Raw genomic sequence first — 15,135 nt, forward strand, 5'->3', positions numbered from 1 at the left:
TCTTTTTTCTCCTAGTGGATATTTACACCATACAAGCTAGAATCTCAGGTTTTAATTCGTCCGAAATCATAATGAAATGAATTTAATAACTCAGCAAATCAGTATCAAAAATAAAGCTCCAAAGTTAACTTTATATCCTAATGTTTTATTCTTTGCAAAAATAAATTGCACCTTTCATATACAAATGTTACAATACAACTATTGTAATATTATTACAATAATTCATTTATTTTTCTACTTACACCTATAATTAAACAAATAAATTAAAATCAAGGGGGATCTTAACATGAAAAAGAGAAAATTGTTTTACACAGTAGTTATTTCATCTATTTTAACATTAGGTTTATCTGTACAAGCATTCGCAGCAACTACCACTTCAAATCATACACCTTTATCACAACAAACTATGGATAAAGCTTTGGAAAAAGCAAAATCTACTCCTTCTTCAGAAACATTGAAGGAACTAAATAAAACCTTAGCTAATAAAAAAGTAGTTAATGACCCTAAAACAAGCACAGCTAAATCACTGGCATCACAAATATCTTCATTATCAGCAATTTCAAGTGGTACTTATCCCACAAGAAAGGGTGTAATACTAGTTACTGATGATAAATATTCTGGTATTATTCCTCTTGGACATGGAGCAATAGTTTACTCAGCTTCAGAAGTTGTAGAAGCTTTAAATACTGGAGTTGTTATTGGAAAAAACAACTGGGATACAACAAGAAATGCATGTGCTGCAGGTACGGTGACATCAACAACTGTAGATCAGGATGCTGCTGCTGCTGAATGGTGTAAAAGTAAGGTAGGTACACCTTATAACTATGATTACTATAACATGTCTACAAGATCAAAGTTCTACTGCTCACAACTTGTTTGGGCTAGCTTTAAAGATAATTATGGTATTGACCTAAATACTAGTTCATACGATATTAGTGTTTTTGGCCTAACTGCATCAGCAATTCATCCTACAGAGCTACTGACTAATGATAACGTAGCTGTTACCTATAGAAATAATTGGGACGTTAATTAATATAACATTACTTATAATTAAGAAGTTTAGCTATAGTTATCTACCTAAATTAAAATAAATTACTTCCTGCCAATAAAATGTACATGCATAAGTGATTTGTGCTTCTTAATTGTACATTTTATTGTGCACATTTTTGAGAATCGAGGTGATTTGATGTCTAAATACTTTAAAGTAATTTTTAGTATAATAATAGTCATACTAATCATAAGTGGCATTTTTTATTTATTTTATAATTACAATTCGAACCGTTATATTAAGCAAAGGAAAATATCAGATATACATATAGGTGTTGTCCAAAGTACCCAAAATGAAAATATAGGATATATTTCTTTTTACGATGAAAAACTCAATTTTTTAGACGAGAAAAAGCTCCCCTTTGGAGATATGGGGGATCAGACAAGAGTTCCTTATTTAAGTAACAATAATTTTTATATAGTTCCTCTTGGCCTTGGCAATAAAAAGGATTTAAAAACTATTGTCAAATTTGATTTGAATACTGGAAAATACAAGTCCTTCAATATAAGTCAGCCAGCAGTCTTAATGTTTACAGTAAATAATAGTGATGTATACACTACCAATACACTCAATTTTATCGGACACATAACTAAATGCGATACTACAACTGGTAAACTTTACGAATGGCAAAAGGAAGGAGTTATAATCTCTTCGCTAAAATGCTATGACGATATTTTATATGCATGGGCCACCATCAGTAAAAATAACCTTAATACTCCATATCTATTTGTTTTCGACACTAAAGAATTAAAGTTATTAAAACAAATTCCTTTAAATGGATGTGGCACACAGCAGCTTGATTCTTATAAGGTTGGCAACGATATTTACTTTACGAACAATCTAGATATTAAAGGAAATGACCAGTCAAAAATTTTAAGTAAATTCAATGTTAAAACTGAAAAATTAGAAAATATAGAGCTTGACGAATTTAATCCAAATCAGATAATTGAGTACGATGATAAACTTTATATCACTCATTGCAATCCTTACTCCGCTAATCTCAATAAAATTACTATTTTCGATCCTAAGACTGGCAGTAAGAAGTTGATTGAAATGAAAAGCGTTATGGTTCAAACCATAAAATACAAGGATTATTTGTATAGTCAAGATATGCAGAACCTATATGTTTATGATATAAAAAATCTTAATTTAATAAAGAAAGTAGATATAAATAAAGATAGAAAATCTTATCAATCACGTTTTTACATTGGTGGATTCTTTGTAAACTAGTCTTATAGCACGAGTTTGAAGGTACTTATCCAATGTTACCTACAAACTCTTTTTTATTTAACTAAACAAGGTGGCTTCAGCTACTTATCTTAAGCGTCCCTGTTTATTCTTTCCTCACATTCACTAGAAACATTGCTTTTGCTTTCAACTCTCTCCTTTTTCTCCACCTTTTTAAGAAAGTACATTGATAATGAACCAAATAACATAAGAGCAGCCACCATAATCCAAGCATACTGAAAATTAACAAAAGTAATTACACTTCCCATTACCAGCGGTCCGGTGGCAAAACCAGCACCCATAAAAAGAAAAAATAGTGAGTTTACTCTACCAAGGTACTGTTTAGGAGTACGCTCAGCTATATAGTTATTTGAATTTATAGTTACTAAAATCTCTCCAATAGTCATTATAATTATTGCTGCAACGAAAATCGATATATATCTATTAACAGCAAACATTCCAAATGCTATAAAGTATAAGATACCACCCACAAACATGCTTTTCAAAGGATAAGTTTTTTCTGTTATGGATGTTAGTATTGGTGTAAGAACTATCACTGTTATTGCATTAATGCTAAACAAAGAAGAAAAAACACCTACTCCACCTTTACCAAATACCTCCACAGTTTGTAAAGGGAGCAAGAAGTTCCATTGAACATAGCAAAAATAGTATACTAACATAATTAGAGAAAATACTACTATTACTGGGTTCTTGATAATGAATGAAAATATAGAGCCACTACTATCAGCTTTTGCGTCTGGAATTTCATTTTTAGCTAATGATAAATTAGGCTTAACCTTTCCTCTAACAAAAAAGAAAACCATCATTGTAGATATCATTGTGCTTGCTGCATCTAATATAAATAGGATGTTCAAATAGTTACTACTAAACAGAATACCTCCTATCATAGGACCTATTGCCAAACCTAGATTTGAACCTAGATACATCAACGAATAAGCATTTTTCATTAATGGTTTTGGAGTAATTGATGGTACCACAGCATTAAATGCTGGCGTTGCTAGTGCATACAGGTTTGAAGCTATTACTATAAGTACAGCAACTGCAACTGTAGGTTTCATAAATCCACAAGTTAAGTAAAGAATTGATCCTAAAGATTGAAATATTACAATTATTCTCTTGCTTCCAAATCTATCGACTAAGCTACCACCTACAACTAAAAATGGAGCTTGCGATAATATTGCTATTGTGGTAAATAATCCCGCTTCATACTTTGAAAATCCTATCTTTTGGGTTAAAATCAAGGTCATTAGTGGAACTATGAAACTACCCATTTTATTTATTATAGTTGAAATGAAAAGTACATATATATCCTTAGGTAACCCTTTGTATACTGACAAATGTCTTTTTATATCCAAGAAAATGTCCTCCTTTTGTTGCTCAAAAATGTATTTTAATTATACACCAAATTCACTGTTTTTACACTTTTTGTTATTATACAATGAAAGCCAGCTTGAATGTAATATCAAAGCCGACTTCTAAATATCTACAAATTATATACTTCTCCTATCTAGCATCCTGCATACCTAGACTGACTGCATCAGCATAAGTCCCATCACTAAACCCTGGATTACTATTTATAAAGTCTGAATATACTTTATCATATTCTTTTGTTTTATCATAAGAATCTTTTTTATCTGTGCCGCTACTTATAGTCAATAATTTGTCTCCAACTCTAAAATTTTCTCTAAATAACTTCTCTATTCTTTTAATCCAATGATCAATTAATTCTTTAGGCTCGTTACAGAACACTTCATAAATATCAATCTTGGGTTCATCACCACTCCAAAGCTTTTTATTGAATGAATATATTTTAAATATCCCATCCGCTAAATCCAAAAGCTTCGCAGCTTCTATAACCTGTTCTCTTCTATTTCTTCTGTATTTTTGTTTTTCTGTATTACCTTTTATATTTAAAGAATCAGTATTTATTTGTGACAATAAGTGTTTTTTTAAACTTTCATCAAGATATTTAAGTTCAAATAAATTCTGTATATCCTTTGAGTTTATTGAAACAGATATATTATTTTCTTCACACATTAATATCGCATCGCCATATACTATAAACTTTCCATTTCCTAAAAATTTATTTATATACTTAGCATTAGGTGTCCAGTTATAATGCTGAAGGATATATTTTCTTCCATTACAAATATCCAAAACCTGAATAAAATTTTGTTCCATGGTATTAAGACGTGTAAGGAAGGTATCCTTGTTTCCATATATTTCTTCCACTCTACCTCTCTCAGTAATATACAAAGCTAACGGTAGTCCCTTGTTTTTCGATATCCAATCATCTAGCTTGGCTTTATTTGCACTACAATCAAACAACTGCCCCTCCATTTCATTTTCCCAGGTATTAAAGTTTTCTTCATAAATTATAGCACTGGATTTGTTTACCACTATCCAACTTCTTATTATTTCTGCACTTACTTCTTGCTCAAATAATTTACATTTATCATTTAAGCGTATTAAGTCTTCTATTTCCTTAGGATATAAGGCACAATAATTATACTTATCTTCATATCTATATTCCCTTTTTACAACTATAAATTTATTTTTATCTTCTGCATATAATCCTACAAACTTTTCTCTTTTCATTTCAATTAAATTAGGCTTGTATGTATTAGTAAACTCTCCAACCTCTAAGTCAGTGCTTTCAATTATTTCAACCGTTTTCAAGTGATTATCGATTCTAATATAGTATTTCTTATTTCTATAACTATCTCTGCAAACATCCATTTGTTCTATATAAAATAAGATCTCGAAAACTTCATATCTTTCAATTATTAATTTTTCATTGGATTTATCTTTATAGAAATAAAATTCTTTATATGGTATGTTTTTAAATCTATCATCCAAATATATATTTATTTTGCCATTTTCATCATACACTGAAAAGTCAAAATTAAAGTACTCAGCTAGCGTACCTTCTTCGTCTCTTGAACAAAAACAATTTTTTCTGCTTCCAGCTTGTAACGAAACCTTGAATTGTCCAACCTCTATATTCGGAAATATACCAGTTATTAAGTTTTTCCTTATCTTTCTAATTAGATTTTTAAATTCTAAATAGTTCAGCGGTTTCTTAGGATTGCTTATTTTTTGCTGATTAATTGTAAGATTATATTCTTCTAATTTACTCATCTCTAATTCCTCACCTTTTAAAATAATACTTTAACTTATATATAAGATTACTCCTTTTAAAGTAATCTGTATGTGCAGCATAAACTTAATTTCTTTATTCAAAGCTTAAAATATTTTAGGATAATCTTTAACACAGCTTATATATCTTTAATATGGTTTTTACAATGTAAATTTTAACATATTTTCATATTTACTCAAACTACTACAACACCACTGACGCTACATTTTGTATAAAATCTTTCCCAATTAATTTGCCATTACCATTATAAAGCCAAAATAGACTCATCTATTAATAGATAATCCTTTATTTTGATACTTTTGGATTACTATAAATAGATGAGTCCTAATTAGTGTTTCTTTAAAGAAATCACTTATTAATTATTATTTAGTTGTTCTTTGCTGAATTGCGTTCTTTACTTCTTCTGGTGTCAAGCCACTTGCGTTAATAACCGGAACACTTGTTGAAGTATCACTAAATCCCATCATATCTGTGTTATAGTCTGATGTAACAAGCGCATCGTAGCTATCACACTTAGATACATTGTTCTTAAAATCTCCGCCTAAAATTTCTACTGAAAATCCTTGACCACTTAAATAGTCAGCAATCATAGATAAACCTTGTTCTACACCAATCTTTTTCATATGTTTTCACCTCTTCTTCATTTTTCCTACTCATTTTCCCCTCTAAAAGATGTGAGTATACATGTTTATTTTTGTAAAAGTTTTTTCTTCTTATAATAAACATAAATCACTACAATGAATTAAATTAAGTCAACATTAATTTCACTCCATATATTAAATAAAAAACCGTTATATTTTATTGATAAATATTAGTCCTATTATACAGAAAATTGCTCCAACAACTTTATTCATCCCTCAATATTTGCCAATGCCTTTTTAATATACTCGTAAAGTTCACTGCTCATTCCATTCCCTTTTGCAGCTTGTGGATTATCCATATAATAAAGCTCTGCTGAGTGTATAATTTCGGAGTCTCCTCCAGTAAAAAAGTTAATTCCTTCTTGCCACTGCTTTGCAAGTTTAATTACTTTTACATCATCAACTGGTGTACCATTATCCATTTCAGCTTGAAAAGAACTTATAATATTACTCCAACTTTCAAAAGTCTCGCTACCGTTATTTTGATTTAGTATATCATATTGTTTCTTAAGTTTAAGCTGTTGTTCTTTAGTAAAATATTTTTTTTGATTTCTAATTAATTCTATTGAATTTATGAATTGCACTAAGGAAGGTCTCTGCCATGACTTAAATACATCTAGCAATTCACTAAGCTCACTTCTTAGTTGGTCCTTGAGCCTTATCTCCTCTTCTAATCTTTTAAGCTGCATCTCTATGACATCAATTGGATTATACTTTGGATTTTCAAGAAACTGTTTTATTTCATCCAAAGAAAAATCCAATTGTTTAAGTGACATAATCTGCTGAAGTTTAATTATATCTCCTTCTGAATAAAGACGATGCCCCGCATCATTGCGAAAACTAGGAGAAAGTAGTCCAATTTCATCATAATGATGAAGAGTTCTAATAGTAAGACCAGTAAGTTTAGACAACTCTCCAACCTTCCAATTTTTATCCTGCACTGTTATCACTTCTCTTTCTTTCTACAGATTAAATATTTAATTTAATATATTAAATCAAAGGCTTTAAATCATCAGAATTAAAGCTGTGTTTTTTTCCGCAAACATTGCATACTATCTCCATTGACTTACCTTGGTTAAGTGCATCCATAATTTCTTCCTTATCTAATGAATATAGCATTGGATAAAACATTTCCTTTGAGCATCCACAGAAGAACCTAACTTCATTAGTTTCCATAACTTCAATATCTTCAAATAGGGAAATTAGAATTTTATTAAGATCCTCATTCTTTTCTAACAGAACGTGCTGATTTTCTTTTATAATTTCTTTTACACTATCAATAATTCCTTCTGAAGCCTCAGGAAGAAGCTGTACCATTATACCTCTACATAGAATAATTTCATTGTTTTCATTATATAATAAATTTACTGAGAAAAATGTATCAGTCTGCTCACTTTGATTAAAATAATAGGAAAAATCATCAACAATATTTCCATAAGGCATATCTGTTATACCAGTAAATATGCTATTCATACCCAAATCTTTAAGTACTTGAATACACCCTTTATCACCTATTAATTGTTTTATAGACATTTGTTCAATTTTATGTAAATCTGAGTTTAATAATTGATCATTAATAAAGCCACGAACATTACCATAAGAATCACAGTCAGCAAAAACTTTATAATTTCTATTACTTGCATTAACTTTTATACTTATTCTCTGATTACCCTTTAGAATTCCTGATATTAAGGCTGTAATTGTTAGAGTTTTCCCAAGTGCAGTTTTTAATAACTTACTAATATTTTTATTGTTACAGACTTCTTTTATCATATTAGTATTGTCCATAAATAAGATTCTAACTTGCTTGTTATATGCTAAGGTCTTTACAATGTATTCTTTCATTTCTAAATAGATCCTTTCTTAACTTATTCAACTATAAAAATAGCTTTAGTCTTTTCACTATACTTCTACCCTTACGTAAGGTTCTAATAGCTGTTAAACAAACTATACAACCTAACGTAAGGTGAGGTGCAAGATTTTTTTTTAAGCCAAAAAAAATTTCTCTCAGCTAACTAAACCGAGAGAATATAAAAATCTATATATTATTTTAAGTACTACGAATCCACTCATATTTTATGTCATTTAGATTTTCTTCATTGTCATTTCCTTTTTCTATTATCTTAAATCCATTATTCTCATAGAATCTTTGTGCTTTCTCATTGACTTCAAAAGTGAACAAAGTTAATCTGCCTTTAGATTTGTTTTTTGCAATATCAACAAACTTTTTACCTAGCCCTTTTCCTTGATAACCTATATGAATATATAGTTGATTTATTTCATTTTCGTTAAAGGCTAATATGCCTATCACTCTGTTTGTATTAATATCAATTGCAATATATATTTCATTATCTATATTCAGTATATTATTTAAGAAATTCACATGATTTTCAAAGGAATGCATTTCTTTTTGACCTATTGCTCTTTCTTTGCTTTTCCTCCATATACTAACGGTGTCTTCTGCGTATATTTCGCTGTATTCTATTATCTTAATATTTGCATTGTTCAATATTACTCCTCCATTTTAATTCCCACTATTTCTCTATCATGTGATAACAAAATCTCATATATACTGAAATCGTTGATATGAAACAATATCTGATTATTACTTACCTAAAGTTCCACCCTTTAAGTCCACCTTTTAAAGTATACTATACTTTCACTAATATAGCTAAAGATTATACTCTCCAAGATAATCTACTTTGAATTTATCAATTGAATCATATATAACCACCTGCATACCTAATTTGTCATACTCATGTCTATAAATTTCCATAGCTTCAGAGAATGCATTTGAGAATTCCTCTAAATTTTCAGCCTGAAAATCTTTCATCAGATTAATTAAGGCTGTTCCTCTACTAATATGCATTTCGTTATAAAAATTATGACAACTGACGCCTGAGGAGAATGCCAAAAATTTATCATTATTCTCCAGTGCATATTGTATTTTGTTTCTCCAGTTTGACCAAACTTCTTCATAGGTTCCCTTAAGATTATCTTTTGTAGGAACTGGCTTATCAATGATTTCTTCTGCTATCTCATCATATAAATCCCTAACGATCTTAATAAGTATTGCTGTAGCTTGTTTAATTTCAAATACTGATTTTGCTAAGATTACATTATTGAAATATCTTTCAAAATCCTTAGGCACTCTCTCCATCACCATAAGCTCTTCTAGTTGACGCTTTACTCCAAGTTTAAAATAATTATGGTTGAGATAGCACACAGTATTAGTCAAGTTATTTATAACATCTCCAGATAACTTTCTAACAATCCCTATTTCATCTTCTAGCATCATTTGCCCATATGAAAGTATTGAATCATCTAGATGTTTTTTCGTTTTTTTAAGCATTTCTGGATTCATTGAACCATTAATAATATTCAATGCCTTTTCTCTTAATTTCATAAATCTTTCTACACATTCATTATTCCTTGAATAAACTATATCAACATCTATAGCGTGAGATGCAAAGGTGTTGTCAAACTTTGCCATGTCCTCGAGTTTTGTCCACGTGGATCCATAGAAATCATATCCTATATCATCTAATATGAAACACTTTGAAAATCCCCAGCCCCTATCATTATTTAAAACTACTAAAAGATCCAAATCTGATTTTTCATAAAAATCACCGGTAAAAAATGATCCACAGATGCCAATTAAATCAATATCATTTTCATATTCATTACGGACCTTCTGTATTAATATATTTATCAACTCTTTATTCTTCTGCTTTAGTTTATTTATCATCACTTCATTCATTCTTACACCTCTCCTCAGCTTCAGTAGCTGTTTAAATCCTAATTACTTATATCTATGTATAAATTTTAATATCTCTTATAATGAAAATAAAAGAGAATAGTTTTTTCTATATTATTCTTTATATATAACTTCTAAATCTATTAGAACATTTATACTTAAATTATATTGAGGTTTTACACTTTCCTATACAGTAAAAAGCTACCACCCATCATGTGAGTAGTAGCTTCAAACTATCGTTCTTTTTTATATATAATCTTTTTAATACTGCTATCAGAAAGATAAAACTCTTCAGCTAAACTGCTAATAGTTTGACCATCTATATACTTTTTATATATTTCAGCATTTCTATTCTTTAGATAATCTCTGTTATTAGATTTCTCTCCCCACTTTTTCCTGTTTTCAGGACAGGATGGAATGTATATATATTCACCTTGGATATATTTTTGAATCTCCTTAATTAAATCCTCTGGCAAAACACTATCAACTCTTACATATTTCATAACGCTCAGCTCCTTAAATTTACTATTAAAACTAAGGAAGCAAAGCCTGTATATGCATGATTCTATTTTATAAAAGCGACTTAAATTTATCTCTGTGCAAATTGTCGCTAAAAGTCATACTAACAGACTTTGCACAGAGAATTTTGAGCAATTCTTTATACATTATATTATAATTCATAGTAACACCTCTCATTAAAATCAATTTACTTTAGTCAATAAATCACTTACTTATTTAAAGAAGTATTTTGCTTCTTTATCGATTACAATTATAACATATTTATCCAATAAACATCTATTTTTTAATGATCTTTTAGTTAAATTCTGAAACAGCAATACTTTATACACACATAATTATGGTATAATATGTAATTGATATATTACAACTAAGTTATATTTACTGCAAAGGAGTTCAAAATGAGTATTAGAAGTACTGCGAAAGCAATCATTATTAATAAAGATAAAGTGTTATTAAACAAATGTTTTGATGAACATCATGGTGAATATTACTCCTTACCTGGTGGTGGTCAACATACATATGAGACACTGCATGAAGCAGTAATTAGAGAATGTCTTGAGGAGACTGGATATTCAGTTATTCCAAAGAGATTTACAGCATTATGTGAAGAGATCTGCGATAATCCCATAACAAGAGAATTATATCCAGAATATATTCATAAGATGTATCACATTTTTCTATGTGAATTAGTTAATGATATTGTAAAACCTCCAACAGAAGTTGATGATATGCAGCTCAGCAGTGAATGGGTTGAAATAAAACACTTAGATAAGATTCGTCTACTGCCTACTGTATTAAATGATAATATTGAAAAAATGATTAACAGTGATATACCTCTGTTTTTGGGTGCAGAGCGTATACAATATAACCATGGTTAATGCTAATTATATTTGCAGAATTTACAAATTCAATTACAATGATATTTAATAAAGCAGGTAGTTCAGTTTTAAACTATCTGCTTTATTATTTTTCTATTTACGAATAAATATACCAATTTATAATTAATTATTGTACATCAAAGAACCTTAAGCACTATAAATTTAGTTCTAACCACGAATCATTTTCCTTAAAGCCAAATTTTTTGTATACTGGTCTGCCTAACTTTGAGGCACCGAGCCATAATTTCGTCACTCCGGCTATTTTAGCTTCCTCTGCTAACTTATCTAGTAATGTAGTTGCAATTCCCCTGCCTCGATAATTGCCTTTGGTATATACATTTGTAACATATCCCTTTTTACCGGTCTTGTTTGTATATGTAGGTGGAAATTCATAAAATACAATTGCAGCAGTAGCGATAATTTCATCATTTTCTTCTACTACCCACTGGATTAAAGAACCATCATTTAACTTATTATAAAAAAAGTTTTTTAGCTCTTCATCAATATCTATATTAGGTTCTATACCTTCATCAACTAGTTGTTTCTTTCTCAACTCACTTAATTGTTTTATTTCACTGATATTTGCTTTACGATATATCATTTTGTCCTCCAAGTATATAAAATCTATAAGTTTTAATTTTAATGAATTACTTTACGAATCTTTTATACTACATTTTAAAAGGCTTTTGTTCTACAGTCCAGGGAGCTATATTATCTTTTCTATGACTAATTTCTTTATCATCAGCTGTTAGTCCAATAATATCAAATTGTGAACCTTGAAATTTGTCCATATTCATAAGCCATAGTCTATAGCCATTTGCATCAATAATCTTCGCTTCTGCTTCAATATTCCTTTTCTTTTCAATTATCTTTACCTTTTTAATTTCAGAGTTGCCTATTATACCATAAAACATTGGAGATGTTAGTTTGTTTATGCTAGGAAAATAAGATTCAGTCAAACCAACTTTATCAATTGTAGTCTTAATATCGCCTTGAACACCACTATAGATAGCTGTATATCCGAAGATATTCTTTTTTACAGCAGCAGCAAACAATCCTTTGGCATTACCATCTGATGTAATACCAAAGACCATGCTTCCCTTACTGACTTTTTGTTCATAAATGATGTTTACTGGCAGTAAACCAGGTCTATTTATAGCTTGATTAATATCTCTTGCAGCACTACGATAGTTTAGTATACAAAAAATCGATATAATAGCAAGTATAAGAACAAAAGATACTAACATCACTTTTTTCTTCATTAAATTCCTCTCCATTCCTTATCTTAAATATTTTTAAATTTTCATTATAGCTTATGTAATAATATATCCTCCACTTTAAGTAATATAAAGCCTAGGTTTTCTTTTAGTTCTCTGCTTTATCTATTTTTCCATTTGATTTTCCATATACTATCCCCAACCCAATAATGAACATAAATATAGAAATAAACTGAGAGGTGGATAAACTTCCAACACTTCCACGTACTAGATCTCCCCTGTAAAATTCAAGAATAAACCTTCCAGCACTATAGAATACCAAATAACACCCTGCAACTACGCCATCTGCCTTCTTGTATTTAGCGATAAAGATTAGCACAGCAAAATTAAGAAAGTCCAATCCACTTGAGATTAATTGTGTAGGAACCAATCTCACGTTGTTTGGAGCAAAATTAGAGTGTTTGAAAATTATATTAATATTGCTTGTAGTTTCCTCACCATAGCAACATCCAGCTAAGAAGCAACCAATTCTACCAAAACCTTGAGCTAAAGCCACAGATGGTATAATTAAATCGAAATATGTTAAGAATTTTATCTTAGATTTTCTGCAGTATACAAACGCTGATAAGATTCCACCAATTATACCTCCATAAACGACAAATCCATCAGATATATTAAGAAGAAGCTTCGGGTTAGATATAATTTCATTTATTATAGTGATGTAATATAAGAGTTTTGCTCCAAGTATCCCTCCTATCACACCCCAAATAGCTATATTAAAGATAGGTTCTCTATCAATATTCATTTTCTTAGCTCTATAATCAGTTACAATATAAGCAGCTAAAATACCAATTCCAATCATCAGACCATATCCATAAATCGTGATTGGTCCAAATTTTATTAGTTCGTTGTACATAACTTTTCTTCCTCCACACTTTTCCTGTTATTAATATCATGTCTTGTTCAATTAATTCAATATGATTGATAAAAACGTCGTAGTTTATATTTCACTTCATAGTCATACGTTAGGTTAGATAACATAAAAATCAACTTAATCAACTCATTTCATATTATTATACCATAATTTTCTATATTAAACTTTATTAGCAATACCATACTTTTATTGCTTTTTAAAGATACAAAAAATCTCACTTAAGCATTTTTTTCAGTGAGATTTTTGCGCATCTGCCTTTCCAAGTTTACATGAGGAAACTTGCAGGTGAATATCACAAAGAAAGTAATAATTTGTCCATTTTATTGGCTAACTCATCAGGAATACAGTATTTTCTCTCGTTTTCTCTTCAGAACAATCATAAATGCTGATTTTCTTGAAGTATCCTACAAATGTGCTTCATTGATCTTTTTAAATAAATAAAAGTCTGTTAATATTACTAAAGTTTCAGCTCTTTAATATATCCAATATACTCTTTGTCATATAGATTTAATGGATTATTAAGTTATACATACTTATCTATTTTTTCTCCCATTATCAATGAGCCTAATACCTGAATACATTAGTTTTATAGTAAGTTCAACGATACCAGTAATACAATCTCTTCTACTATTTTCTGCTAAGAAAATTTCTGGAATAATATTATTAGCAATATACTTTTTGCTATTTTCTATTATTGAATTAGTAAGGTCATTTCTAAAGTCTTCTCCACCTATAACTACTATATCAGGATTTATAACACAGTTCACGGTTGCAATTAGTCGAGAAACGGCATCTACATATTTAATATCTTCTGGATTGCTTTCAATTAGTGCTTGTAGATATTGACCATCATTACCTATAGGAATAAAACCTAGTTCACCAGCAAAATTATTACCTCCGTGTACAAGTTCACCATTTACGATAATCCCAGATCCCACACCTGCGTTTGTGAAATGTATATATATCATATTTAATATGTCTAAATCATCTACATGAAGTTTGTCGATGAGCTGAACTCCATATCCATATACAATTGCATTCAAGTCATTTTCAAGTACTACAGGAATATTATATTTATCCTCTATATATTCTCCAATATTACTTTCTTCCCAGCCTGATAGTTTCTTACCATAAAAATACTTTCGCTTATCTATATCTACTACCCCAGGCACAGCAATTCCTATTGCCTTAATAGCCATATCACTTTTTATAATGTTCTCAATGATTTTTTCAATCTCAGAAAGGTAATTTGTACTTTCTATATCGATGCATTCATCTTTAATAATCTCACGAGATGTATTTGATACAACGTAATCAATATGTTTATCTCTTATATAAAAGGATAACACTAAACTTTCATTCAAATTTAAGGCGTATCTTTCAGCTCTTCTTCCCCCACTAGATTTATCTAATCCTAATCTAATTACTTCATTACTATCCAGCAGTTCTTCTAATAATGATCTCACCGTGGTTTGACTTATTCCAGTGTTTTCTGATAGCTCAGCTCTTGTTGCTGCTCCTATATCTTTAAGCGCTTTCTTAATTAAACCTATATTAATTTCTTTCATTGTAGTTGGTTTCCCTGTAATACTTCCCATAAAATCATCTCCATTACACTTATATCAGATACTTATAAAAGTATCTGATATAAGTGTAACTCTTTTCTTATTATATTTCAATCAGCTTTAATAAAGATGTATCTCTTCAATCTGAAAACTATTTTCAAATATATG

15 protein-coding genes are annotated in these 15,135 nt (G+C 29.6%); 3 read left to right on the forward strand and 12 right to left on the reverse strand.

The features are described from left to right. The first annotated feature begins 286 nt into the window (after positions 1–286). On the forward strand, positions 287–1,033 hold the full coding sequence (locus JHL18_RS15990) for a YiiX/YebB-like N1pC/P60 family cysteine hydrolase (RefSeq protein ID WP_200270990.1): 747 nt from the start codon (positions 287–289) through the stop codon (positions 1,031–1,033). A 153-nt stretch (positions 1,034–1,186) separates the two neighbouring features. After that, positions 1,187–2,278, forward strand: a complete 1,092-nt coding sequence (locus JHL18_RS15995) for a YncE family protein (RefSeq protein WP_200270992.1) — start codon at positions 1,187–1,189, stop codon at positions 2,276–2,278. Between the two features lie 89 nt (positions 2,279–2,367). On the opposite strand, the gene JHL18_RS16000 is transcribed toward JHL18_RS15995, so the two are convergent. The 8 genes from JHL18_RS16000 to JHL18_RS16035 form a co-directional block, all read right to left on the reverse strand. After that, on the reverse strand, positions 2,368–3,651 hold the full coding sequence (locus JHL18_RS16000) for an MFS transporter (RefSeq protein ID WP_200270994.1): 1,284 nt from the start codon (positions 3,649–3,651) through the stop codon (positions 2,368–2,370). A 148-nt stretch (positions 3,652–3,799) separates the two neighbouring features. Continuing rightward, positions 3,800–5,437, reverse strand: coding sequence for a hypothetical protein (locus JHL18_RS16005; RefSeq protein ID WP_200270996.1), 1,638 nt, complete (start codon positions 5,435–5,437; stop codon positions 3,800–3,802). Positions 5,438–5,818: 381 nt separating this feature from the next. Continuing rightward, positions 5,819–6,079 (reverse strand): YkuS family protein, encoded by a 261-nt coding sequence (locus tag JHL18_RS16010; protein ID WP_200270998.1) that lies wholly within the window; start codon positions 6,077–6,079, stop codon positions 5,819–5,821. Positions 6,080–6,306: 227 nt separating this feature from the next. After that, entirely contained in the window at positions 6,307–7,047 is a 741-nt protein-coding gene (locus JHL18_RS16015; protein ID WP_200271000.1) for a MerR family transcriptional regulator, read from the reverse strand. Between the two features lie 40 nt (positions 7,048–7,087). Then, entirely contained in the window at positions 7,088–7,942 is an 855-nt protein-coding gene (locus JHL18_RS16020) for an Hsp33 family molecular chaperone HslO (RefSeq protein ID WP_200271002.1), read from the reverse strand. Between the two features lie 205 nt (positions 7,943–8,147). Further along, on the reverse strand, positions 8,148–8,606 hold the full coding sequence (locus JHL18_RS16025; protein WP_200271004.1) for a GNAT family N-acetyltransferase: 459 nt from the start codon (positions 8,604–8,606) through the stop codon (positions 8,148–8,150). Positions 8,607–8,768: 162 nt separating this feature from the next. Continuing rightward, complete coding sequence (locus tag JHL18_RS16030) at positions 8,769–9,857, reverse strand: nucleotidyltransferase domain-containing protein (RefSeq protein ID WP_200271006.1); 1,089 nt, start codon at positions 9,855–9,857, stop codon at positions 8,769–8,771. 230 nt (positions 9,858–10,087) lie between these two features. Further along, positions 10,088–10,357 (reverse strand): CD3324 family protein, encoded by a 270-nt coding sequence (locus JHL18_RS16035; protein ID WP_200271008.1) that lies wholly within the window; start codon positions 10,355–10,357, stop codon positions 10,088–10,090. Between the two features lie 414 nt (positions 10,358–10,771). On the opposite strand from JHL18_RS16035, the gene JHL18_RS16040 reads away from it, so the two are divergent. Next, positions 10,772–11,251, forward strand: a complete 480-nt coding sequence (locus JHL18_RS16040) for an NUDIX domain-containing protein (RefSeq protein ID WP_200271010.1) — start codon at positions 10,772–10,774, stop codon at positions 11,249–11,251. A 154-nt stretch (positions 11,252–11,405) separates the two neighbouring features. Here the strand turns inward: JHL18_RS16040 and JHL18_RS16045 are convergent, their stop codons facing one another. The 4 genes from JHL18_RS16045 to JHL18_RS16060 form a co-directional block, all read right to left on the reverse strand. Continuing rightward, positions 11,406–11,852, reverse strand: coding sequence for a GNAT family N-acetyltransferase (locus tag JHL18_RS16045; protein ID WP_200271012.1), 447 nt, complete (start codon positions 11,850–11,852; stop codon positions 11,406–11,408). Between the two features lie 67 nt (positions 11,853–11,919). Beyond that, positions 11,920–12,513, reverse strand: a complete 594-nt coding sequence (locus JHL18_RS16050; protein WP_200271014.1) for a hypothetical protein — start codon at positions 12,511–12,513, stop codon at positions 11,920–11,922. 103 nt (positions 12,514–12,616) lie between these two features. Continuing rightward, on the reverse strand, positions 12,617–13,384 hold the full coding sequence (locus tag JHL18_RS16055) for a prolipoprotein diacylglyceryl transferase (protein WP_200271016.1): 768 nt from the start codon (positions 13,382–13,384) through the stop codon (positions 12,617–12,619). A gap of 551 nt (positions 13,385–13,935) precedes the next feature. Continuing rightward, complete coding sequence (locus JHL18_RS16060; protein ID WP_200271018.1) at positions 13,936–15,000, reverse strand: ROK family protein; 1,065 nt, start codon at positions 14,998–15,000, stop codon at positions 13,936–13,938. Between the last annotated feature and the right edge of the window lie 135 nt (positions 15,001–15,135).

It is taken from the genome of Clostridium yunnanense (assembly GCF_016595795.1).
GTDB classification, from domain to species: Bacteria; Bacillota; Clostridia; order Clostridiales; family Clostridiaceae; genus Clostridium_AR; species Clostridium_AR yunnanense.

Excerpts from the sequence above, each read along its gene's own strand:
- JHL18_RS16050 (WP_200271014.1), bottom strand. The coding sequence starts at position 12,513 with ATGAAGAAAAAAGTGATGTTAGTATCTTTTGTTCTTATACTTGCTATT.
- JHL18_RS16060 (WP_200271018.1), bottom strand. The coding sequence starts at position 15,000 with ATGGGAAGTATTACAGGGAAACCAACTACAATGAAAGAAATTAATATA.
- JHL18_RS16010 (WP_200270998.1), bottom strand. The coding sequence starts at position 6,079 with ATGAAAAAGATTGGTGTAGAACAAGGTTTATCTATGATTGCTGACTAT.
- JHL18_RS16055 (WP_200271016.1), bottom strand. The coding sequence starts at position 13,384 with ATGTACAACGAACTAATAAAATTTGGACCAATCACGATTTATGGATAT.
- JHL18_RS16035 (WP_200271008.1), bottom strand. The coding sequence starts at position 10,357 with ATGAAATATGTAAGAGTTGATAGTGTTTTGCCAGAGGATTTAATTAAG.
- JHL18_RS16020 (WP_200271002.1), bottom strand. The coding sequence starts at position 7,942 with ATGAAAGAATACATTGTAAAGACCTTAGCATATAACAAGCAAGTTAGA.
- JHL18_RS16005 (WP_200270996.1), bottom strand. The coding sequence starts at position 5,437 with ATGAGTAAATTAGAAGAATATAATCTTACAATTAATCAGCAAAAAATA.
- JHL18_RS16030 (WP_200271006.1), bottom strand. The coding sequence starts at position 9,857 with ATGAATGAAGTGATGATAAATAAACTAAAGCAGAAGAATAAAGAGTTG.
- JHL18_RS15990 (WP_200270990.1), top strand. The coding sequence starts at position 287 with ATGAAAAAGAGAAAATTGTTTTACACAGTAGTTATTTCATCTATTTTA.
- JHL18_RS16040 (WP_200271010.1), top strand. The coding sequence starts at position 10,772 with ATGAGTATTAGAAGTACTGCGAAAGCAATCATTATTAATAAAGATAAA.
- JHL18_RS16045 (WP_200271012.1), bottom strand. The coding sequence starts at position 11,852 with ATGATATATCGTAAAGCAAATATCAGTGAAATAAAACAATTAAGTGAG.
- JHL18_RS15995 (WP_200270992.1), top strand. The coding sequence starts at position 1,187 with ATGTCTAAATACTTTAAAGTAATTTTTAGTATAATAATAGTCATACTA.